Below are 21725 nucleotides of genomic sequence, written 5' to 3'. Positions count from 1 at the left end.
TGCGGCAATGATCAGGGGTGCTCTGATCAGGCGCAATAGCACCCTCGGCCCTATTCGGGGGGTGTCATCGCGGTGACGGTACGCTGCGTCGATTCGATCGGCCGTCGTGACCGAAAGTGACGGTCAGGCCGAGGTGTGATAAGCCAGCACACCCCGGTTGACCGCCGCGATCGCCTGGCGGGCCGTCGACCGCAGCTCCGGTGCCGCGCCGCCGGAGTCGGCGAGCTGACCGAGCAGGTCGACGACCTGGCGGGCCCACCTGACGAAGTCGCCCGCGGGCATCTCACCGTCGATCTCGTGCCCGCTGCCGAGCACCTTGGCCAGCGCCTCACCACGCGCCCACCGGTAGACCGGCCAGGCGAAACCGAGATCCGGCTCCCGGGTCGCGGTCAACCCCCGCGCCGCCTCGTCGGCCTCGATCTCCCCCCACAGCTTCAGCGTCTCGTCCACCGCGTCCGCGACCGGCCCGCGCGGCAGCGACGCCCGCTCGTCGACGTCGCGGCGCGCCTCGAACACCACCACCGACACCGCGGCGGCCAGCTCGGCCGGGGACAACCCGTCCCACACGCCCCGACGCAGGCACTCGGCGACCAGCAGGTCCGCCTCGGTCCAGATCCGACCGAGCATCCGGCCGGCGTCGGTGACCGTGCCGTCGCCGGTGAGGTAGCCGCGATCGGTCAGCAACGCCACGATCCGGTCGAACGTGCGCGCGAGCGAACCGGTACGTCCGCTGACCCGCTGGCGCAGCTCCTCGGTGTCGCGCTCCAACCGTCGACGCCGCTCCGCCCAGCGGGCGTGCTCCTCCCGCTCCGGGCAGGCGTGGCAGGGGTGCCGGCGCAGCTCGCCGCGGAGCTGGGTGATCCGGTGGTCCTCGCCGCTCACCTGCCGCGAGCGGCCACCGCGCCGCCCGCCGTGCCGGTCCAGACCGGTGCCGCTGACCTCGGCGGCGAGGTCGCGACGGGCGGCCGGCGAGCGGTGGTTAAAGTGCTTGGGCACCCGGATGCGGGCCAGCACCTCCGCCGGGGTGGTGAAGTCGCCGGGGCTGACCCGCCCGGCCCAGCGGTCCTGGGTGAGCACCAGCGGTCGGGGCTCACCGAAGCCACCGGTCGCCGGGTCCAGCACGACGGCCAGCCCGGCCCGCCGACCCGACGGCACCCGGATGACGTCACCGACGCGCAACCGCTCCAACGACGCCACAGCGGCGGCCTTACGCTGGGTCTGCCCCTGCCGGGCGATGGCCTTCTCCCGGTCGGCGATGGCCACCCGCAGCGCGAAGTACTCGTCGAAGTCACCGTGGTGGCAGGCGGCCTCCGCGCCGTACGCCTCGATGGTCTCGGTGTTGCGCTGCACCTGACGGGCCAGGCCGACCACCGACCGGTCCGCCTGGAACTGCGCGAACGACGACTCCAGCAGGGCTCGGGCCGGCTCCGCGCCGACCGAGCCGACCAGGTTCACCGCCATGTTGTACGACGGCCGGAAGCTGGAGCGCAGCGGGTAGGTGCGGGTCGACGCGAGCCCGGCCACCTGCCGGGGGTCGGTCTCCGGGGACCACACCACGACGGCGTGCCCCTCCACGTCGATGCCCCGGCGGCCGGCGCGCCCGGTAAGCTGCGTGTACTCCCCCGGCGTCAGGTCGACGTGCGCCTCGCCGTTGTACTTCACCAGGCGTTCCAGCACCACGCAGCGGGCCGGCATGTTGATGCCCAGCGCCAGGGTCTCGGTGGCGAAGACCGCCTTGACGAGCCCTCTGACGAACAGCTCCTCGACGACCTCCTTGAACACCGGCAGCATGCCGGCGTGGTGCGCGGCCAGGCCCCGCTCCAGACCATCCAGCCACTCCCAGTAGCCCAGGACCGACAGGTCCTCGCCCGGAATGGCGGTCACCTTGGACTCGACCACCCGCCGGATCTCCGCCCGCTCGTCCGGTGAGGTGAGCCGCAGCCCGGCCGCGAGGCACTGCTGCACGGCGGCGGCGCAGCCGGCCCGGCTGAAGATGAACAGGATCGCCGGCAGCAGCCCCTCCCGGTCCAGCCGCTCGACGATGTCCGGGCGCAGCGGGCCACGCCAACGCGGGCCACGCCGGCCGGCCCCCGGCCCCGCGCTGCGACCCTCGCCCAGCTCCAGCCGCCGTACGGTCTCCCGGGTGTAGCGCAGCAACTCCGGGTGCACGTCGTGCTTGCGGGCCGCGTCGGCGTCGTGGAACAGGTCGAACATCCGCCTGCCGACGAGCATGTGCTGCCACAGCGGCACCGGACGGTGCTCGCTGACCACCACGGCGGTCTCCCCGCGGACGGTGACCAGCCAGTCGGCGAACTCCTCGGCGTTGGAGACGGTCGCGGACAACGAGACGAGCGTGACCGAGGCGGGCAGGTGGATGATCACCTCTTCCCACACCCCGCCACGGAACCGGTCGGCCAGGTAGTGCACCTCGTCCATCACCACGTACGCCAGGCCCTGCAACGTGCTGGAACCCGCGTAGAGCATGTTGCGCAGCACCTCGGTGGTCATCACCACCACCGGCGCGTCGCCGTTGATCGCGTTGTCACCGGTGAGCAGGCCGACCTGGTCGGCGCCGTAGCGGGCCACCAGGTCGTGGTACTTCTGGTTCGACAGCGCCTTGATCGGCGTGGTGTAGAAGCACTTGCGCCGGGCCGCCGGGGTCGCCGCGTCGACGGCGGGCGCCGGGTCGTCGGGCCGTCCGCGCAACGCCAGGTGTACGGCGAACTCCCCGACCACCGTCTTACCGGCGCCGGTGGGGGCGCAGACCAGCACGCCGCTGCCCCGCTCCAGCGACTGGCACGCCTCCCGCTGGAAATCGTCGAGGTCGAACCCCAGATCGAGGGCGAACTCGTGCAGCGCCGGAAACTCGGAGGCCTGTGCGGCCCGGCGGCGCGCCGCTGCGTACCGCTCGGCGGGGCTCGACATGGCACCAAGATTAGTGCGTGCGGGGACGGGTCACCCCACAAGGCCGACCGGAGGGACCGTCACCGGCGGTCGGTAGGGTGCACGGCGTGCCGGACCATACCGAACCGCCCACGACCACCCCGCCGGGCAACACCGACCGCCGGGCGTCCCGACGCCCGGTCAAGGCGGTGCTCTTCGACTTCCACGGCACGCTGGCCCAGGTGGAGGAGCCCCGGCAGTGGGTACGCGAGGCCGCCGCCGCCTGCGGCGTCACCCTGGACCAGGTCCGTGCCACAGCGCTCGCCGACCGGCTGCTGACCGCCGGGCGGGCCGGTGGACCGCTGCCGGCCCGGGTGCCACCCCGGCTGGCCGAGCTGTGGGCCGACCGGGACCTCTACCAACACGCCCACCGGGGCGCGTACACCGGGCTGGCCGAGACCGTGGACGCGGGCATCGAGGGCTTCGCCGACGCGCTCTACGAGCGGCTGCTGACCGCGGACGGCTGGCTGCCGTACGCGGACAGCGCCGCCACGTTGCGCGCGTTACGCGACGCCGGGGTGCCGGTGGCGGTGGTCAGCAACATCGGCTTCGACCTCCGTCCGCACTTCGACACCTGGGGCTTCACCGACCTGGTCGACGCCTTCGTGCTCTCCTACGAGGTGGGGCGCTGCAAGCCCGACCCGGCGATCTTCTGGCGGGCCTGCGGGATGCTCGGCGTCGACCCGGAACAGACGCTGATGGTCGGCGACACACCGGCCGACGCGGGCGCGGTGGCCGCCGGCTGCGCGGTGCTTGTGCTCCCGGCGGCCGAGCCGGGCCGGGAGAACGGGCTCGGCGCGGTGCTCGACCTCGCCCTGCCCGCCTGACCCCACCGACAGCGGGCGACAGGCCGGCAGCGGGCGACGGGCGCGCACGGGCGGCAAGGCGCCGCCTGGCCGCAGGCCGGCGGCGCGGCCAGTCGGCGTACCCCGAGCCGCGCCACCGCCAAGATCGCACAAGATCCTGGTTGTGGTGGCCTTCTGCGTGATCCATGACCACTAGAACAACGATCGAACAGGATCTTGGCGGTGACGTCGCCGGGCTCAGCAAGGCGGAACCGTGGGGCGGCCGGGTGACGGCGGTCGCGGACGGGCGTGCGCGGGGTCACGGGGTGGGTACCGGCGCGGCCCGGCCGAGGCGGAGCGCCTACCGTCCTGCGCGTGACGGAAACTGTGCTGCCCGCGCCACGACCAGCTGAGACACCGGTGCAGCGGCGTGGTGGCGTCGTCGCCGTGGGGCTGGTGCTCGGCGGCGCCCTGTCGGTGCAGTTCGGCTCCGCCGTGGCCGCGTTGATCTTTCCCCGTACCGGTGTGGCGGGCGCTGTCACCCTGCGCCTGACCATCTCGGCGGTGCTGCTGCTCGTCGTGTGCCGGCCCCGACTGCGCGGGCACGACCGGTCGGCCTGGCTCGCGGCGGGCGGGTTCGGGTTGGCCCTGGCCGGCATGAACTCGCTGTTCTACCAGGCCATCGAGCGCATCCCGCTGGGCCCGGCGGTGACCCTGGAGGTGCTCGGGCCGCTCGCGCTGTCGGTCTTCAGCGCCCGACGACCGGCCAGTTGGGGCTGGGCGGGGCTGGCGCTGGCCGGGGTGGCCCTGCTCGGGCAGGGTGGCTTCGACCGGCTCAACCTGGTCGGGGTGCTCTTCGCGTTCGGCGCCGGGTCGATGTGGGCGGCGTACATCGTGCTGAGCGCCCGGGTCGGCAGCCGCTTCCCGGGCGCGGACGGGCTGGCCCTCGCCCTGACCGTGGCCGCGCTGGTCACCCTGCCGCTGGGCGTGCTCGACGCTGGCGCGGCGCTGCTCGACCCACAGGTGCTCGCGCTCGGGGCGGCCCTCGCCGTGCTCGCCTCCGGACTGCCCTACACGTTGGAGCTGCTGGCGCTGCGCCGGATGCCCACCGCCACCTTCGCGGTGTTGATGAGCCTCGGTCCGGCGGTCGCCACGCTCGCCGGTTGGCTGGTGCTGCGGCAGGAGCTGACAGTGGTGGAGTGCGTCGCCATCGTGCTGGTCATCGCGGCCAGCATCGGGGCGGTGCGGGTCAACGCAGCAGCCGCACGGCGTCCGGAACGGCGCTGATCGTCACCGGCAGGTCAAGGGACCGTTCCCCGTCGGCGTAGGTGGTGATGCCGTCGGCGGCCAGCTCCACGGTCCGGGCGCGGAAGCTGCGCACCAGCGGATGCTCGACGTGGGTGCCCTGGTAGATGCGGGGCTTCACCCGGACCAGCGTCCGCCGGTCGACCCGACCCGCCACCACCACGTCGAGCAGGCCGTCGGTCGGGTCGGCGTCCGGGCAGATCCGCATCCCCCCGCCGTACGTGGGGCAGTTGCCCACCGCCACCAGCACCGCGTCCAGCTCCTGCGGCACCCCGTCCAGGCGCAGGGTGTAGCGGCGCGGCCGCAGCCGGGCCAACTCGACCAGGATGGCCAGGTCGTAGCGGCGCTGACCGCGCGGCCAGCGCATCCGGTTGGCCCGCTCGTTGACGATCGCGTCGAAGCCGGCCGCGAGGACCGCCCCGTACCAGCGTTCGGCGCCGTCCACCCCGCTCATCCGGGCCAGGTCGACGGTGTGGCGGCGACCGTCACGCAGTGCCGACGCGATCACGTCCACCGCGGCGAGCGGGTCGGCCGGAAAGCCGGTGTCGAGGGCGAAGTCGTTGCCGGTGCCGGCCGGAACCGGGCCGAACGGCACGTCGGTGCCGGCGACCGCCTGCAGCGCCCGGTGTACGGTGCCGTCCCCGCCGACGGCCACCAGCGCGCCCGCGCCGTCGGCGACAGCGGCCCGGCAGGCCGCCTCCGCCTCGGCGGGATTGGACGCCGGCAGCACCCGTACCGGCCGGCCGGCGGCGGACAACCCGTCCAGCAGCCGGGGCAGCAGCGTACGGTGCCGTCCCCGCGCGGCGGTCGGGTTGGCGAGCACGGCGACCGGGCCGGGCCGGTGGTCGTCAGCGGTCACGGGCAGCACGGTAGCGGTAGGGAGATCACCGGCCAAGCTCACCGACGGTCCCGCTGTCGGCGCTGCGGGTGAGGCCGTCGACAACGACGACGCCGCCCCCGCAAGACCGGGGACGGCGTCGTCGAACAGGTGGTACGCGGCTCAGGTCATGTCGTCGTAGCGCCGCTCGATCGGCGCGGGCGGAGCGACCGGCTCCGGTACCCCGATCGGTGCGCTCGCGTCGACCCGCTGCCCGGCCACGACCGGGTCGTTGTCGAACTCCAACGGCGACACCTCGTCGTCGCTGATGCCGGCGTACACCTCCTTGCCGCGACCCCGCCGCTTGTCGTTGATGAACGCGACCCCGACGGCGGCGAAGTAGAGCGCGGAGAGGCACAACGCCAGCGCGGTCATCCCGAACGGGTCCGGGGTGGGGGTGACCACCGCCGAGAAGGCGAAGAACACGAAGATCGCCACCCGCCACCAGCTGAGCAACCGCTTCGCGCTGGCGATGCCCACGAAGTTGAGCATCAACACCAGCAGCGGGAACTCGAACGCCACCCCGAACAGCAGGATCAGGTTGGTGATGAACGAGATGTACCGGGTGATGTCCAGCGTGGTGGTGATGTCCCCGCCACCGGAGACGTTGAGCAGGAACTCCAGGCCCTTCGAGGTGACGAAGTATGCCAGCACGGCACCGGCCGCGAACAGTGGCGCGGCCAGACCGGTGAAGACGTAGGCGTAGCGCCGCTCGTGCCGGTGCAGACCGGGCGCGATGAACGCCCAGAGCTGGTAGAGCCAGATTGGCGCGGCCGCGATCAATCCGACCCAGAGCGCGACCTTCAGTTGCAGCAGGAACAGGTCGGCCGGGCCGAGCTGAACGAAGTTGCACTCGCCGTTGGCCAACCGGGCCTTGGGCAGATCACAGTAGGGCTGCTGGAGCAGGTGCAGCACCGGCCCGGCCAGCCAGATGCCGAGGCCGAAGCCGACCACGATGCCGAGCGACGCGCGGAACAGACGGTTGCGCAGCTCGCGGACGTGCTCGATGAGGGTCATCGAGCCGTCGGCGGCCCGTTCGAAGGTGCTCGGGCCGCGCTTGCGCAGGGCGAAGGCCACTGTGGTGGGGCCCTTCGGTCAGTTGTCGCGGACGCGGTGCACCGGGTCGACGACCGGCTGCTGCGGCGGCGCCTGCTGGTACGGGGCCTGCTGCGGCTGCCCGGCGTACGGCGCCTGCTGGCCGGCGTGTGGCGGCAGCGGCTGGTAGCCGGCCTGCGCGTCGGCCTTCTCGGCGAGGTCGCGGTCGTCGTCCTGCAGGCTCTTGGTCTCCGCCTTGATGATCCGCAGCGAGCGACCCAGCGAACGGGCCGCGTCGGGGAGCCGCTTCGCACCGAACAGCAGGATCAGCACAACCACGAGTACAGCGATGTGCCACGGCTTGAGGGCACCCATGAGAAGCTCCAGTCGCTCTGTGTCCGAGGGGTGGTACGCAGCCCATCGTACGTGCGGATCGGCCGCCCGCCATCCGTTGGGTGGTGGTGGTCTGGCCCGGAGGGTGAAGTCTTGACCAACCCGCGATGATCCGTCAACCACCGCCGGGTTCGGGCGCGTTCAGCCGCGCTTGGCCTTGATCACCGCGAGCCGGCGCTGGGTGGTGTCGAGTCGCCGCTGGAGCCCCTCGGCGCGCTGCTGCAACGCCTCGGCGGCCTCCCGCAGCTCCTCAGCCTCGGTGGCCCGCCGTTGCAACCGCACGGCGGCCCTACCCAGTTGGGGCAGTCGGGCCAGCACCGGGCGCACGGCCAGCGCGAGCGCCACGAGCGGGAGCAGCACCACCGCGAGCACGATCCAGATCAGCACGGCGGTCAGCCTACTGGGTGCGACCCCGCGACCGCCCGGTCACCCGACGGCGCGTCCTCGGGTCGCCGGGGCGTGGTCGTCGGCGCGGGCACCGCGTACGCGTCCAGGGCGGCGGTGGCGCTGGCCCGCACCTGCTCGGCCAACTCGACCGGGGCGACCACCGTGACGTCGGCGCCGAGGCCGAGCACGAACCGGCGGGCCCACCCCAGGTCGGTCACCCGCAGGGAGACGAGCCACTGGTCGCCGTCGCCGGCCTCCACCCGCTCACACGGATAATATTCGGTGATCCACCGCTCGCCCCGACCGATGCGCAGCGTGATCAGCGGCAGGTCGGCGGAGGGGCGGAACACACCCTCGGTGAGGTCATGTGGGACGGCCTGCGGCGGCACCGCTGCCGGCTCGTCCAGCTCGGTGACCGCGTCGATGCGGTCGGCCCTGAACAGCCGGACCGCCTCCGCGCGGCGGCACCACGCCTCCACGTACGCCCGGCCGCCGACCATCAGCATCCGCAGCGGGTCGATGACGCGTTCGGTGGTCTCGTCGCGCGCGGCCGTGTAGTAGGTGATCCGCAGCGCCCTGCCGCCCTCCACGGCGGCGCGCAGCGCCTCGACCCGCGGGGTGTCCCCGGGCAGTCGGACCGCCACCGGCGCGCCCACCAGGTCACCCGCGTCCTCGATCTTGGCGAGGGCCCGTTCGACGGCGTCCCGGTTGGCGACCCCGGGCGTCTCGGCGAGCATCCGCAGCGCCACCACCAGCGCGAGGGCCTCGTCCGGGGTGAGCCGCAGCGGCCTGTCGATGCCGGCGTCGTAGGTGATGGTCACCCGGTCACCGTCGAACGCCATGTCGATCAGGTCGCCGGGCCCGTACCCGGGCAGACCACACACCCAGAGCAGCTCCAGGTCCTCGCGGAGCTGGCGCTCGGTGACGCCGAGGTCGCCGGCCGCCTCGGCGATCTCGATGCCGGGACGGGCCAGCAGGTAGGGCACCAGGTTGAGCAGTCGGGCCAGCCGGTCGGCGGACGCGCGGGAGCCGCCGCGGGCGGCCGGGCGGGTCACCGGGCACCCCCGGTGACGGCCAGCTCGTCGTGTCGGACGGCGATCTCCTTGAGTCGTTGGATGACCGCCTCGCGCACCTCGGGCGGGTCGAGCACCCGCACGTCCGGGCCGTAGCCCACCAGGTGGCCGGCCAGCCCGTCCGGGTCCGCGTACGGCAGGACCAGCCGGTCGCCGTCCGGCCCGGTGGTCACCTCGACCGCCCAGCGGCGCAGCCCGGCGGCGCGCCCCGGCGCGGCCAGGACGGTGGCCCGGCCGGTGCGCTCCACCGGGCCGGACCAGCGGGCGACGTGGCTGATCAGGTCCACGTCGGCCGGCGGCTCGTACGCCCCCGGGGCGCCGGTCACCCGGACCGGGCCGACGACCCGGGACAGCCGGAAACAGCGGGTGGCCTGCCGGTCCTGGTCGTGGCCGACCACATACCACCGGCCGCGCCAGCAGACCACGCCCCATGGTTGCAGCCGCCGCCGGCTGGGCGCGTCGCGGTCGGGCACCCGGTAGTCGAACCCCACCTCGCGGCGGTCGCGGGCGGCGGCTGTCAGCGGCGCGAAGGCCGGGTCGACGGTGACCATCGGCTCCAGGCCGAGGGTGGCCTGCGGGTCCACGTCGACCCCGGCGGCGCGGAGTTTGGCCAGCCCGGACGACGCGGCGGCGGCCAGGCCGGCGTGCTGCCACAGCCGGGCGGCGATGCCCACGGCGGCGGCCTCGTCCGGCTCCAGGAGGATGTCGGGCAGCGCGTACTCGCGGTGCGCGATCCGGTAGCCCGGCTCCGCGTCGAAGGCGCTGGCCGTGCCGGTCTCCAGGGGCACACCCAGCTCGCGCAGCTCGGCCTTGTCCCGCTCGAACTTGCGTTGGAACGCCTCGTGGTCACGCGCGTCGTCCGGGTCGTGCTCGTACCCGGGCACGGTCGCGGCGATCTGCGCGGCGGTCAGGAACCGTCGCGTGGACAGCAGGCAGATCACCAGGTTGACCAGGCGTTCGGTGCGGGTCCGCGACACGCGGTAGACGCTAGCAGCCGACGCGCCGATGCCGTGCACCCACGCGGGGCGTGCCGCACACTTGTTCGGATCGGGTCTCGTCCGGCGCGTCGCCGTCGGCGGTCATAGGGTGGGCCCCATGCCCCAAGCGCAGGCCAAACCCGAGAGCGAGAGCGTCGGGACCGTCGTCGTCGCCGGCGCCGCCAATCTCGCCATCGCGGTGGCCAAGCTGATCGCCGGGCTGATCTCCGGGTCGGCCGCGATGCTCTCCGAGGCGGCCCACTCGGTCGCCGACACCACCACCGAGGTGCTGCTCTTCCAGGCCCTGCGCCGGGGCGCCCGGCCCGCCGACCAACGGCACCCCTTCGGGTACGGCAAGGAGAGCTACGTCTGGGCGTTCTTCGCGGCGATGTTCACCTTCGTCGCCGGCGCCGGGTTCGCCGTCACCCACGGCGTCACCACGATCCTGGTGCACGAGCACAGCGGCGACTACCTGATCTCGTACATCGTGCTCGCGGTGTCGTTCGTCATCGAGTCGATCTCGCTGGCCCGCGCCGTGCGCCAGGTCCGCCGCGAGTCGCGGCGCTGGCAGACCACGCCGCGACGGTTCCTGCGGCTGACCGCCGACACCACCGTCAAGGCGGTCTTCCTGGAGGACAGCGCGGCCCTGATCGGCCTGGTCCTGGCCGGGCTGGGCGTCGGCCTGTCCCACGCGACCGGCGACGAGCTGTGGGACGGTGTCGCGTCGATCCTGATCGGCCTGCTGCTGCTGACCGTCGCCGGGATCCTCGCCGGCAACAACCTGTCGCTGCTGGTCGGCCGGGCCGTTCCGGAACGGCTGCGGCGCGAGATCGAGGCAGAGCTGGCCGAGCTTCCCGAGGTGGAACGCATCGACACCCTGCTGACCATGCAACTCGGCCCGGACGACATCCTGGTCGCCGCGAAGGTGGACTTCCGTGACGAGGCCACCGGCGCGCAGATCGAGGCCACCGCCGACGAGGCCGAACGACGGCTCACCGGCCGCTACCCGGAGATCCGCTTCGTCTTCCTCGACCCCACCCGCTCGTTGCCCGGTGTCACCGGCGACGCCCGGCACACCCAGGCCGGCCCCGACCCGGCCTGACCCCCGCCGGGCAGCACCCGGGCGCGGGCCGTCGGGCCCGCGCGGCTAGCGTGCCCGTCATGGTGCGATGGCGTACGGGGACGGTGGCGAGGCTGCGACGGCAGTGGACCGGGGCGGTCGAGTTGGACGTCGACCTGCCCGACGGCACGCGGATGCGGGCCCTGGCGTACCCGGAGCTGGTCGGCACTCCCGAGCCCGGCGACCGGGTGCTGCTCAACGCCGGCGCGCTGCTGATGGGGTTGGGCACCGGCGGGTACGCCCTCGTGGTGGCGGTGCCGGACCGGCTGCCGCCGGACCCGCCGGACGCCGGCGACACCCGCGACGCCGGGCACCTGGTGAAGGCCCGCTACACCCCGTTGCAGCCGATCCTGCTGGGTGTCGACGAGGAGGCCTCCCCGCACCGCGACGTGCTGGCCGAGGCGGACGACCTGAACGGCCTGCCGGTGGTCACCGCCGACCTGCACTCGGCGCTGCCGGCGATCCTGGCCGGCATCCGGGCCGACGCTCCCCGGGCGCGGGTGGCGTACCTGTTCACCGACGGCGGGGCGCTGCCGGCCTGGTTCTCCCGGACCCTCGCCGGGCTGCGCGACGATCTGGTCGGGACGATCACCGTCGGGCAGTCCTTCGGCGGTGACCTGGAGGCCACCACTGTGCACGGCGGCCTGCTCGCCGCGCGCCACGTGCTGGAGGCCGACATCGCCGTCGTGGCCCAGGGACCCGGCAACCTGGGCACCGGCACCCGCTGGGGTTTCTCCGGCGTCGCCGTCGGGGAGGCGGTCAACGCCGTCGCCACGCTGGGTGGGCGGCCGGTCGGCTCGCTGCGCATCTCCAACGCCGACCCGCGCCCCCGGCACCGGGGCGTGTCGCACCACAGCCTCACCGCGTACGGCCGGGTGGCGCTCGCCCCGGCGGAGCTGGTGGTGCCCGACGGCCTGGCGGCGGACCTGGCGGCCGAGGTCGACGCGGCCCTGGCCCCGCTGGCGGCGCGGCACCGGATCGTCCGGGTCCCCACCGACGGCTTGGACGCCGCCCTGCGCGCCAGCGCCGTGCCACTGTCCACCATGGGCCGCGGCCTGGACGCCGACCACGCCTACTTCCTGGCAGCAGCCGCAGCCGGCCGCCACGCCGCAACACCCCCCACCCCCGGTCCCCCCACCGACCCCACCTCCCCCACCTCCCCCACCTCCCCCGTTGATCATGAAGTTATGACCCGTCCGCCCGGCGTGTCGTGGCGCTAACTTCATGATCAACTCGGCCTGGGCGGGGTGGGGCGGCACGGGCGGGGGTGGGGGGTCAGGAGAGGAAGATCAGGGCTAGCCAGCCGCCTACGATGAGGGCCAGGGCCAGGGCCAGCACCCAGGTCGGCACGGTGTAGTCGCCGCGCCGGTTGCGCTCGATCTCGGCGCGGATCTTCTCGCGCCGGCGTTCGACCCAGTTCTGCCGCTCGGTGCCGCGGTCGGTCGGGTCGGATGGTCCAGATGTCGTCATGGCGCGCCCAGCCTACCGGGCCGTTCGACCCCGACGGCGGGGACCGCCGCCGGGGTCGACCCACCCGGTCACATGCTGGCGATCAGCCGTTCCACCCGCTCGTCGTACGCCCGGAACGGGTCCTTGCAGAGCACTGTGCGCTGCGCCTGGTCGTTGAGCTTCAGGTGCACCCAGTCGACGGTGAAGTCGCGCCGCTTCTCCTGGGCGTGCCGGATGAACTCGCCGCGCAGCCGCGCCCGGGTGGTCTGCGGCGGGGTCTCCTTGGCCTCGAAGATCTCCGGGTCGGTCGCGACCCGGTCGACGTCGCCCCGACGCTCCAGCAACCCGTAGAGACCCCGGCCCCGCCGCACGTCGTGGTACGCCAGGTCCATCTGCGCCACCCGGGGATGCGACAGCGGCAGGTCGTGCTTGCGCTGGTAGCGCTCGATGAGCCGCAGCTTGCTGACCCAGTCGATCTCCCGGGCGACCGGCTCCAGGTCGCCGGTCTCGACGGCGTGCAGCACCCGGCCCCACAGCTCGACGACCCGCTTGGCCGCCTGGTCGCCGCCGCGCCGCTCGACGAACTCGGTGGCCTTGGCCAGGTATTCCTGCTGGATGTCGAGCGCGCTGACCTCCTTGCCGGAGGCCAACCGCACCTTGCGCCGGCCGGTGATGTCGTGCGACACCTCCCGGATGGCCCGGATCGGGTTCTCCAGGGACAGGTCGCGCATCACCACCCCGGCCTCGATCATCCGCAGCACGATGTCGGCGGTGCCGACCTTGAGCAGCGTGGTGACCTCGTTCATGTTGGAGTCGCCGACGATCACGTGCAGCCGCCGGTAGCGCTCGGCGTCGGCGTGCGGCTCGTCGCGGGTGTTGATGATCGGGCGACTGCGGGTGGTCGCCGAGGAGACGCCCTCCCAGATGTGTTCGGCCCGCTGCGACAGGCAGTAGACCGCGCCGCGCGGGGTCTGCAGCACCTTTCCGGCCCCGCAGATCAACTGCCGGGTCACCAGGAACGGAATGAGCACGTCGGCGAGCCGGCCGAACTCGCCGTGCCGGGAGACCAGGTAGTTCTCGTGGCAGCCGTACGAGTTGCCGGCCGAGTCGGTGTTGTTCTTGAACAGGTAGATCTCACCCGCGATGCCCTCGTCGTGCAGCCGCTTCTCGGCGTCGACGAGCAGACCCTCGAGGATCCGTTCGCCGGCCCGGTCGTGCGCGACCAGATCGGTCACCGAGTCGCACTCCGGAGTCGCGTACTCCGGGTGCGACCCGACGTCCAGGTAGAGCCGGGCTCCGTTACGCAGGAAGACGTTGCTCGACCGGCCCCAGGACACCACGCGGCGGAACAGATACCGCGCGACCTCGTCCGGGGACAGCCGTCGCTGCCCGCGATAGGTGCAGGTGACGCCGTACTCGGTCTCGAGGCCGAAGATTCGCCGCTCCATGGTGAGACATTAGCCGCCCGGAGGGTCGGTTCGTCACTGTCAGACCACAGGTCGTGCTCCGAGCGCTGTCACATACCGGTTGAGTGCGACATTCCGTCCGGGCCGAGGGTCGCCACGAAGCGCCGGCAGGCGTCGTACTCCGGTAGCAGGCCCCGCTCGCGGGCCTGCGCGAGGGTCGGCGCCGCGTCGTCGCGGGCGGACAGCTGCGGGACGTCGGCCGGCCACTCGATGCCCAACTCGTCGTCGAGCGGGTGCACCGCGTGCTCGCCGGTCGGGTTGTAGGTGGCCGAGCAGAGGTAACTCAGGGTCGCGTCGTCGGTCAGCGCGCAGAACCCGTGCCCGAGGCCCTCGCTGAGGTAGACGGCCCGCCGGTCGGTGTCGTCCAGTCGGACGCCCTCCCACCGGCCGAAGGTCGGCGAGCCCACCCGCAGGTCCACGATCACGTCGAGGACGGCGCCCCGCACGCAGGTGACGTACTTCGCCTGCCCGGGCGGGACGTCGGCGAAGTGCACCCCGCGGACCACGCCACGCGCGGACACCGACAGGTTGGCCTGAGCCAACCGCAGCGGATGCCCGACCGCCTCGGCGAGCCGGTCGAAGCGGTACCACTCCATGAACATCCCGCGCGGGTCGCCGTGCTGCTGGGGGGTGATCTCCCAGGCGCCCTCGATGCCCAGCTCCCGGATCTTCACCAGCTCGTCCCGTCGCCGTTCTTCTCGGCCAGCAGACCGAGCAGGTAGTCGCCGTAGCCGCTCTTGGTCAGCGGCTCGGCGAGCGCGCGCAGCTGCGCGTCGTCGATCAGGCCGGCCCGCCAGGCGACCTCCTCGACACAGCCGATCTTCAGACCCTGCCGCTCCTCGACCACCCGGACGAACTCGGCGGCCTGCATCATCGAGGTGAACGTGCCGGTGTCCAGCCAGGCGGTCCCCCGGTCCAGCACCGTCACCGACAGCTCGCCGGTCTCCCGGTACACCTCGTTGACCGCCGTGATCTCCAGCTCGCCGCGGGCGCTCGGGGTGAGCTTGCGGGCGATGTCCACGACCCGGTTGTCGTAGAAGTACAGACCGGGCACCGCGTAGCGGGACTTCGGCCGGGCCGGCTTCTCCTCGATCGACAGCACCCGGCCGTCGGCGTCGAAGTCGACGACGCCGTACTCCTGCGGGTTGGACACCTGGTAGGCGAAGACCCGCCCGCCCACCGGCTCGCCGTGCGCGGCGAGCTGCCGACCCAGACCCACGCCGTGGAAGATGTTGTCGCCGAGCACCAGCGCCACCGACTCGGCGCCGATGAAGTCCGCGCCCAGGATGAACGCCTGGGCGATGCCCTCCGGGCGCTCCTGCGCCGCGTACTCCAGGCGCAGGCCGAACTGGCTGCCGTCGCCGAGCAGGCGACGGAACTGGTCCTGGTCGTCCGGAGTCGTGATCACCAGGATCTCCCGGACCCCGGACATCACCAGGGTGGAGAGCGGGTAGTAGATCATCGGCTTGTCGAAGACCGGCATCAGCTGCTTCGAGACCGCCCGGGTGATCGGCCAGAGCCGCGACCCGGTGCCGCCGGCAAGTAGGATTCCACGCACCGGGGAAGCCTAGCGGCACGGGCGCGGGGTCGCGTGCCGGGTGTGACCCCGGCTGTCGCGTATACTTCCGGACCCGTGAGGATCCTCGTCACCGGCGGAGCCGGATTCATCGGGTCGGAGTACGTGCGCCTGTTGCTGGGCAAACCCCTCGGCAGCGCCGACGGCGTGCCGCCGATCGAGCCGGCGGTCGTGACCGTGCTCGACAAGCTGACCTACTCGGGCAACCTGGCCAACCTCGAGCCAGTCCGGAACGACCCACGCCTGCGGTTCGTGCAGGGCGACATCTGCGACCCGGTCGTCGTCGACGAGGTCGTCGCCGACCACGACGTGATCGTGCACTTCGCCGCCGAGTCGCACGTCGACCGCTCGATCGCCGGCGCCGCGCCGTTCGTCACCACCAACGTGCTGGGCACCCAGACGCTGCTCGACGCCGCGCTGCGCCACGGCACCGGCCGGTTCGTGCACGTCTCCACCGACGAGGTCTACGGCTCGATCGACGAGGGCTCCTGGACCGAGACCTGGCCGCTCTCCCCGAACTCGCCGTACTCGGCGTCGAAGGCCGGCTCCGACCTGCTGGCGCTGTCGTACCACCGCACCCACGGCACGGACGTGGTGGTCACCCGCTGCTCCAACAACTACGGCCCGTACCAGTTCCCGGAGAAGGTCATCCCGCTGTTCGTCACCAACCTGCTCGACGGCGGCACCGTGCCCCTCTACGGCGACGGCGGCAACATCCGCGACTGGCTGCACGTGCACGACCACTGCCGGGGCATCGCGCTGGTGCAGCAGAAGGGCCGCGCCGGCGAGGTCTACAACATCGGCGGCGGCACCGAGCTGACCAACAAGGAGCTCACCGGCCTGCTCCTCGACGCCTGCGACGCCGGCTGGGACCGGGTCGTCCCGGTCACCGACCGCAAGGGCCACGACCGCCGCTACTCCCTCGACATCACCAAGATCAGCGATGAGCTGGGCTACACCCCCAGCATCACCCTGGACCAGGGCCTCGCCGACACCGTCCGCTGGTACCGGGACAACCGCACCTGGTGGGAGCCCCTCAAGTCCGCCCCGACGGCATGACCCGACTGCTCGTCACCGGCGCGGGCGGCATGCTCGGCCGGGACCTGGTCACCGTGCTGGGCCGCCGGTCCGACCTGAAGGTGACCGCCGCCACCCGCGGCGACCTGGACATCACCGACCCGACGGCGGTCCGCGCGGCCGTCGCCGGGCACGACCTCGTCATCAACGCGGCCGCCTGGACGAACGTCGACGGCGCCGAGACCGACGAGGCGGCGGCCACGGCCGTCAACGGCACGGGCGTGGCGAACCTCGCCGCGGCGTGCGCCACCGACGGGACCCGGCTGATCCAGGTCTCCACCGACTACGTCCTCGCGGGCAACGCCGACACCCCCTACCCGGAGGACGCGCCCACCGCGCCGGTCAACGCGTACGGCCGCGGCAAGCTGGTCGGCGAGCAGGCCGTCGCGCGACTGCTGCCCGACACCGGGTACGTCGTGCGCACCGCCTGGCTGTACGGCGCGCACGGCCCCAACTTCGTGGCCACCATGCTCCGGCTCGCCGGCCAGCGCGAGCACCTCGACGTGGTCGACGACCAGCACGGGCAGCCCACCTGGTCGTACGCCCTCGCCGAGCGTCTGGTCGCGCTCGCCGACGCCGCGCTGGCCGGGCAGGCCCCGCCCGGGGTCTACCACGGCACCTGCGCGGGCCAGACCACCTGGTACGGCCTGGCCCGCGCCACGTTCACGCTGGCCGGGCTGGACCCGGACCGGATCCGACCCACCACCAGTGACCGGTATCCACGTCCCGCACCCCGGCCTGCGTACAGTGTGCTGGGGCACAGCCGCTGGGCAGCCGTCGGTCTGCCGCCGCTGCCGGACTGGCACAGCGCCCTGGTTGACGCGTTCCACTCCCCCGCTCCACCCGCCCCGTGGAAGGTCGCATGAAGCTCACCCTCGTCACCGGCCTGACCGGCCTGCTGCTCCTCGGCACCATCGTCGAGCTGCTGCGCCGCCGTCAGCTGCGCGAGAAGTACGGCATGCTCTGGCTCGCCGTCCTGGTCGTCGTGATCCCGCTGTCCCTGTTCCCCCGGCTGCTCGACAGCGTCGCTGGGCTCCTCGGCGTCGCCTCCGGTGTCAGCCTGGTGCTCTTCCTCGGCATCGTCTTCCTGCTGCTCGTGTGCGTGCACCTGAGCTGGGAGGTCAGCGCGTTGGAAGAGGAAACCCGCACCCTGGCCGAAGATTTCGCCCTGCTCCGCGCGCAGATCGACGCGGACCGGGCAGCCCGAGACGAACTGGTGTCCCGCGATGGTTAACGGCAAGCGCACCCTGATCATCATCCCGGCCCTCAACGAGTCGGGCTCCATCGCCGACGTCGTCGGCGAGGTCCGCGGCGAACTGCCCGGCGTCGACGTCCTCGTCGTCGACGACGGCTCCACCGACCGCACCGCCGCCGTCGCCGTGGCCGCCGGCGCCCGCGTCGCCAAGCTGCCGTACAACCTCGGCGTCGGCGGCGCCATGCGACTCGGCTACCGCTACGCGCGCGACAACGACTACGACGTCGCCATCCAGATCGACGCCGACGGCCAGCACGACCCCCGGTACGTGCCGAAGCTCGTCGACCTGCTCGACGACAACGACCTGGTCATCGGCGCCCGGTTCGCCGGTGAGGGCGACTACAACGTCCGCGGCCCCCGCCGCTGGGCGATGATCATGCTCTCCGGCGTGCTGTCCCGGGTCGCGCGCACCAAGCTCACCGACACCACCTCCGGGTTCCGGGCCGCCAACCGGCGGGTCATCGAGATGTTCGCCGGGTGGTACCCGGCCGAGTACCTCGGCGACACAGTGGAGACGCTGGTGCACACCGCCCGACGGGGCTACCGGATCAAGCAGGTGCCGGTCGCCATGCGCAAGCGGATGGCCGGCACGCCCAGCCACTCCCCCGCCCGCGCGATGATCTACCTCGGCCGCGCGTTCGCCGTCCTCACGCTGGCGCTCATTCGCCGGTGATCCGTCGTCTCCTGAGCCTGATCCCGCCCGGCACCATCGCTGTTGGTGCCGGGCTGGGTCTTCTCGGCCTCGCCTCCTACGTCCATCTCGCCGTCGCCGGCCACAGCCTCAGCGCCGCCGACTACAACTCCCTGTCCGTGCTCTGGTCGATCGTCTTCACCCTCGGCATCGGCGTGTTCATGCCGATCGAGCAGGAGGTCGCCCGGGTCGTCGCCGCCCGGCACAGCCAGGGACTCACCCCCGGCCCGGTGCTGGCCCGGGGTGTCACGGTGGCCGCCGTGACACTCGGCGTGCTGGTGCTCGCCGTCACCGCCGGGCGGCACCTCCTCGCCGACAAACTCTTCGGCGGCGACGGCACCATGGTCACCGTGCTCGTCGGCGCGCTCGCCGCGATGGCCGTCGCCTACGCCACCCGCGGTGTCCTCTCCGGCCTGCAACTCTTCCCCTGGTACGGCACCCAACTCGGCATCGACGGCGGCCTGCGCATCGTCATGGTCGCCCTGCTCGGGCTCGCCGGAGTGACCTCCCCCGTCTGGTACGGCGTCGTCCTGGTCGCCGCGCCCCTGGCCAGCGTCCTGCTCACACTGCCCCCGGTGCTGCGCGCCATCGGCGGCGGAACGCCGGTGGCCTGGGCCACCCTGCTGCGCGGCCTCGGCCTGCTCACCGCCTCCAGCCTGCTCTCCCAGGTGGTGGTCAACATCGGCGTGATCAACGTGCAGTTGCTCGCGCCCACCCAGACCGCCGCCGCCGGCGCGCTGCTCTCCGCCCTCGTGCTGGTACGCATCCCGCTGTTCGTCTTCGGCTCGATGCAGGCGTCCCTGCTGCCCGGCCTGGCCACCACCGCCACCACCGGGGACCGGGCCGGCTTCCACAGCCTGCTGCGCCGGGCCCTCGGCATCGTCACCGCCCTCGGCCTCACCGGGGCCGTCGGCGCCATCCTGCTCGGCCCATGGCTGGTCGGCGCCCTGTTCGACGCCCCCGGCGTGCTCGGCCACGGCGACTTCGCCTGGCTCGGCGTCGCCACCCTCGCCTACCTGTGGGCGATGGTGCTCGGCCAGGCCCTGCTCGCCCTCGACCGGCACCGGGCCCAGGCCGTCGCCTGGACCGCCGGCGTCGCCGCGCTGATCGTCGTGACGTTGCTTCCCGCCCCGGTGGTCCTGCGGGTCGAGCTGGCGTACGCCATCGGCTCGGTCATCGTCGCCGCCACCATGGCGGTGCTGCTGCGCGGTGGCGTCCGCCGACCCACCACCTCCACCCCGTCCCTCGCCGACGCCGTCACCCCCGCCGTATCCGGAGGCATCCGATGACCCGCCCACAGGTGACCGCAGTGATGCTCGCCTACGGCGCCGAGCCGTACCTGGTCGACGCCGCCCGGTCCGTGCTGGCCAGCACCGACGTCGACATCGACCTGGTCGTCGTCGACAACGGCTGCACCGGCGACGGCATCGACATCGTCAAGGGCTTCCCGCAGGTGCGGGTGATCCGCCCCGAGGAGAACACCGGCTACTCCGGTGGCTGCCGAGTCGGCGCCGCCGAGGCCACCGGAGACTGGCTCGCCTTCGTCAACTCCGACGCCATCGTCGCCCCGGACGCCCTCGCCAAGACCGTCGCGGTCGCCGCCGAACCCGGCGTCGGCGCCGCCATGTCCTCGATCCGCCTCGCCGACAACCCGCAGCTGATCAACACCTCCGGCAACCCCCTGCACTTCACCGGGCTGTCCTGGGCCGGCGGCAACGGCGAGCCCGCCACCGCGCACGCCGTCCGCACCAGCGTGCCGTCGCTCAGCGGCTGCTGCTTCGTGATCAGCCGGCAGCGTTGGCAGGAGCTCGACGGCTTCGCCGCCGAGTACTTCGCGTACCACGAGGACACCGAACTCAGCCTGCGGCTCTGGCAGCGCGGCCTACGCCTGGAGTACGTCCCCGACGCCGTCGTCCGCCACCACTACGAGTTCTCCCGCAACGACCTGAAGCTCTACCTGGTGGAACGCAACCGGCTGGTCACGCTGCTCACCGCGTACCAGACCCGGACGCTGGTGGTGCTCGCCCCGATGCTGCTGCTCACCGAGGCCGCCATGTTCGCCGCCGCGCTCGCCGGCGGCTGGACCAGGCAGAAGACCCGCGGCTGGGGCTGGCTGTGGCGCAACCGGGCCTGGGTCCGCGCCCGCCGCCGTCAACTCCAGACCGAACGTACGGTGCCCGACGGCGTGGTCGCCGAGCTGATGACCGCCCGGGTCGCTCCCTCGAACGTCGACTCGCCGCCCGGCATGGGTGTCTTCAACGCGGTCGCCGCCGGCTACTGGGCTCTCGCCCGACCGCTGCTGCAACGCCGCTGACCCGGCCCGCCTGCTGACCCGGCCGACGTCCGCCGGCCGGGTGGGCGGCGCTGTCCGGACAGCGCCGCCGGTTTGGCACAGACGACAAGCGCCGGGGCCCGCCGCACGCGGACCCCGGCGCTTCGCTCGTCACCCGATCAGCTGTCGGCCTGCCCCGGACGATCCTCCAGGTCCGCCGAGCCCGCCGAGCTGGTCGGCTTACCCGCCTCAGCGGTCGGCACCGTGGGCGTGTCCCGCTCGGCGCTCGCCGCCGGGGCATCCTTGCCGTCCAACAGCGCGGTCAGCGCGGCCCCGGTGATCCGCCGGAACGTCCGGCCGATCCGCTGCCGGTCCAGCACCGCCACCTCGAGCTGGTCCGCCGCGATCGTCCGCGCCGCACCACCCTCGCCACCGGCGCTGCCCAACGCCTGCACCGCGACCTTCACCGCCTCACCGAGCGACATGTCCGCCCGGTGGTTCGACTTCAGCACCCCGGTGATCGCCTCGGCCTGGCCACCCATCGCCATCCGCCCCGGCTCGTCGTTGACCGAACCGTCGTACGTGAGCCGGTACAACTCGTCGTCGTCGGCGGTGGCCCCGACCTCCGCCACGCAGATCTCCACCTCGAACGGCTTCGACTGCTCGGTGAAGATCGCGCCCAGGGTCTGCGCGAACGCGTTCGCCAGCGCCCGGCCGGTCACGTCCCGGCGGTCGTAGCTCAGCCCGTTCAGGTCGGCCATCCGCACGCCGGCCCGACGCAGGTTCTCGAACTCGTTGTACCGGCCGACGGCGGCGAAGCCGATCCGGTCGTAGATCTCACTGACCTTGTGCAGGGCGCTGGAGAGGTTCTCCGCGACGAAGAGCACCCCGCCGGAGTAGCTCAGGACCACCGCGCTGCGCCCCCGGGCGATGCCCTTTCGGGCCAGCTCGGAACGGTCGCGCATGATCTGTTCGGGCGAGGCGTAGAACTGCATGGCCACGGCGGCGGTTCTCCTTACGGCGCTGTGCTGACGACTGCTGGTT

The 21725-nt window shown here is 72.8% G+C and carries 21 protein-coding genes and 1 pseudogene; 10 read left to right on the top strand and 12 right to left on the bottom strand.

The window, feature by feature from the left end:
* Positions 1–123: 123 nt before the first annotated feature.
* A complete protein-coding gene (locus O7634_RS24970) occupies positions 124–2925 on the bottom strand; it encodes a DEAD/DEAH box helicase (RefSeq protein WP_278152560.1) in 2802 nt (933 codons plus the stop codon).
* Between the two features lie 86 nt (positions 2926–3011).
* On the opposite strand from O7634_RS24970, the gene O7634_RS24965 reads away from it, so the two are divergent.
* Both O7634_RS24965 and O7634_RS24960 read left to right on the top strand, forming a co-directional pair.
* Positions 3012–3770, top strand: coding sequence for an HAD-IA family hydrolase (locus tag O7634_RS24965; protein WP_278152559.1), 759 nt, complete (start codon positions 3012–3014; stop codon positions 3768–3770).
* Positions 3771–4103: 333 nt separating this feature from the next.
* Complete coding sequence (locus tag O7634_RS24960) at positions 4104–5015, top strand: EamA family transporter (protein ID WP_347404281.1); 912 nt, start codon at positions 4104–4106, stop codon at positions 5013–5015.
* On the opposite strand, the gene O7634_RS24955 is transcribed toward O7634_RS24960, so the two are convergent.
* The 6 genes from O7634_RS24955 to O7634_RS24930 form a co-directional block, all read right to left on the bottom strand.
* Entirely contained in the window at positions 4978–5901 is a 924-nt protein-coding gene (locus O7634_RS24955; protein WP_278154069.1) for a diacylglycerol kinase, read from the bottom strand. The genes O7634_RS24960 and O7634_RS24955 overlap by 38 nt on opposite strands.
* A 132-nt stretch (positions 5902–6033) precedes the next feature.
* Positions 6034–6987, bottom strand: coding sequence for a twin-arginine translocase subunit TatC (gene tatC, locus O7634_RS24950; protein ID WP_278152558.1), 954 nt, complete (start codon positions 6985–6987; stop codon positions 6034–6036).
* 18 nt (positions 6988–7005) lie between these two features.
* The gene (tatA, locus tag O7634_RS24945) at positions 7006–7320 is read right to left on the bottom strand and encodes a Sec-independent protein translocase subunit TatA (protein ID WP_124855346.1); all 315 of its coding nucleotides are present in this window, start codon (positions 7318–7320) and stop codon (positions 7006–7008) included.
* Positions 7321–7479: 159 nt separating this feature from the next.
* Positions 7480–7725: a hypothetical protein gene (locus tag O7634_RS24940; protein ID WP_278152557.1), complete on the bottom strand. Its 246-nt coding sequence runs from the start codon at positions 7723–7725 to the stop codon at positions 7480–7482.
* 5 nt (positions 7726–7730) lie between these two features.
* Complete coding sequence (locus tag O7634_RS24935) at positions 7731–8780, bottom strand: YafY family protein (protein ID WP_278152556.1); 1050 nt, start codon at positions 8778–8780, stop codon at positions 7731–7733.
* Entirely contained in the window at positions 8777–9775 is a 999-nt protein-coding gene (locus O7634_RS24930) for a WYL domain-containing protein (RefSeq protein WP_278152555.1), read from the bottom strand. Before O7634_RS24930 ends, O7634_RS24935 begins: the two co-directional genes overlap by 4 nt.
* Before the next feature lie 118 nt (positions 9776–9893).
* Between O7634_RS24930 and O7634_RS24925 the strand changes: the two genes are divergently transcribed.
* Together O7634_RS24925 and O7634_RS24920 are read left to right on the top strand one after the other, a co-directional pair.
* On the top strand, positions 9894–10877 hold the full coding sequence (locus O7634_RS24925) for a cation diffusion facilitator family transporter (RefSeq protein ID WP_278152554.1): 984 nt from the start codon (positions 9894–9896) through the stop codon (positions 10875–10877).
* 59 nt (positions 10878–10936) lie between these two features.
* A pseudogene (locus tag O7634_RS24920) lies at positions 10937–12007 on the top strand (DUF3866 family protein); the annotation flags it as partial.
* A 163-nt stretch (positions 12008–12170) separates the two neighbouring features.
* Here O7634_RS24920 and O7634_RS24915 read toward each other — a convergent pair.
* The 4 genes from O7634_RS24915 to rfbA all read right to left on the bottom strand — a co-directional run bounded on the left by O7634_RS24915 (position 12171) and on the right by rfbA (position 15368).
* Positions 12171–12365, bottom strand: a complete 195-nt coding sequence (locus O7634_RS24915; RefSeq protein WP_278152553.1) for a hypothetical protein — start codon at positions 12363–12365, stop codon at positions 12171–12173.
* Between the two features lie 68 nt (positions 12366–12433).
* Positions 12434–13792 (bottom strand): Pup--protein ligase, encoded by a 1359-nt coding sequence (pafA, locus tag O7634_RS24910; RefSeq protein WP_278152552.1) that lies wholly within the window; start codon positions 13790–13792, stop codon positions 12434–12436.
* Positions 13793–13860: 68 nt separating this feature from the next.
* Positions 13861–14484 carry a dTDP-4-dehydrorhamnose 3,5-epimerase family protein gene (locus O7634_RS24905; protein ID WP_278152551.1) on the bottom strand — a complete coding sequence of 208 codons (624 nt, stop codon included), beginning with the start codon at positions 14482–14484 and terminating at the stop codon, positions 13861–13863.
* A complete protein-coding gene (gene rfbA / locus O7634_RS24900; RefSeq protein WP_278152550.1) occupies positions 14481–15368 on the bottom strand; it encodes a glucose-1-phosphate thymidylyltransferase RfbA in 888 nt (295 codons plus the stop codon). Before rfbA ends, O7634_RS24905 begins: the two co-directional genes overlap by 4 nt.
* 75 nt (positions 15369–15443) lie before the next feature.
* Between rfbA and rfbB the strand changes: the two genes are divergently transcribed.
* From rfbB to O7634_RS24870, 6 genes are read left to right on the top strand one after another with little or no spacing between them, the layout of a single operon-like run.
* Positions 15444–16445 (top strand): dTDP-glucose 4,6-dehydratase, encoded by a 1002-nt coding sequence (gene rfbB / locus O7634_RS24895; protein ID WP_278152549.1) that lies wholly within the window; start codon positions 15444–15446, stop codon positions 16443–16445.
* A complete protein-coding gene (rfbD, locus tag O7634_RS24890) occupies positions 16442–17329 on the top strand; it encodes a dTDP-4-dehydrorhamnose reductase (protein ID WP_278152548.1) in 888 nt (295 codons plus the stop codon). Before rfbB ends, rfbD begins: the two co-directional genes overlap by 4 nt.
* A complete protein-coding gene (locus tag O7634_RS24885; RefSeq protein WP_278152547.1) occupies positions 17326–17697 on the top strand; it encodes a DUF2304 domain-containing protein in 372 nt (123 codons plus the stop codon). Before rfbD ends, O7634_RS24885 begins: the two co-directional genes overlap by 4 nt.
* Positions 17690–18391: a glycosyltransferase family 2 protein gene (locus tag O7634_RS24880; protein ID WP_278152546.1), complete on the top strand. Its 702-nt coding sequence runs from the start codon at positions 17690–17692 to the stop codon at positions 18389–18391. Before O7634_RS24885 ends, O7634_RS24880 begins: the two co-directional genes overlap by 8 nt.
* Entirely contained in the window at positions 18388–19698 is a 1311-nt protein-coding gene (locus O7634_RS24875; RefSeq protein ID WP_278152545.1) for a polysaccharide biosynthesis protein, read from the top strand. Before O7634_RS24880 ends, O7634_RS24875 begins: the two co-directional genes overlap by 4 nt.
* Positions 19695–20723 carry a glycosyltransferase family 2 protein gene (locus tag O7634_RS24870; RefSeq protein ID WP_278152544.1) on the top strand — a complete coding sequence of 343 codons (1029 nt, stop codon included), beginning with the start codon at positions 19695–19697 and terminating at the stop codon, positions 20721–20723. Before O7634_RS24875 ends, O7634_RS24870 begins: the two co-directional genes overlap by 4 nt.
* Positions 20724–20860: 137 nt before the next feature.
* Here O7634_RS24870 and prcA read toward each other — a convergent pair whose 3' ends face one another.
* Positions 20861–21682 (bottom strand): proteasome subunit alpha, encoded by an 822-nt coding sequence (prcA, locus tag O7634_RS24865; protein WP_278152543.1) that lies wholly within the window; start codon positions 21680–21682, stop codon positions 20861–20863.
* Positions 21683–21725 lie beyond the last annotated feature (43 nt).

This window comes from Micromonospora sp. WMMD1120 (genome assembly GCF_029626235.1).
GTDB lineage: Bacteria > Actinomycetota > Actinomycetes > Mycobacteriales > Micromonosporaceae > Micromonospora.
This window is presented reverse-complemented; position numbering and strand designations above follow the sequence as displayed.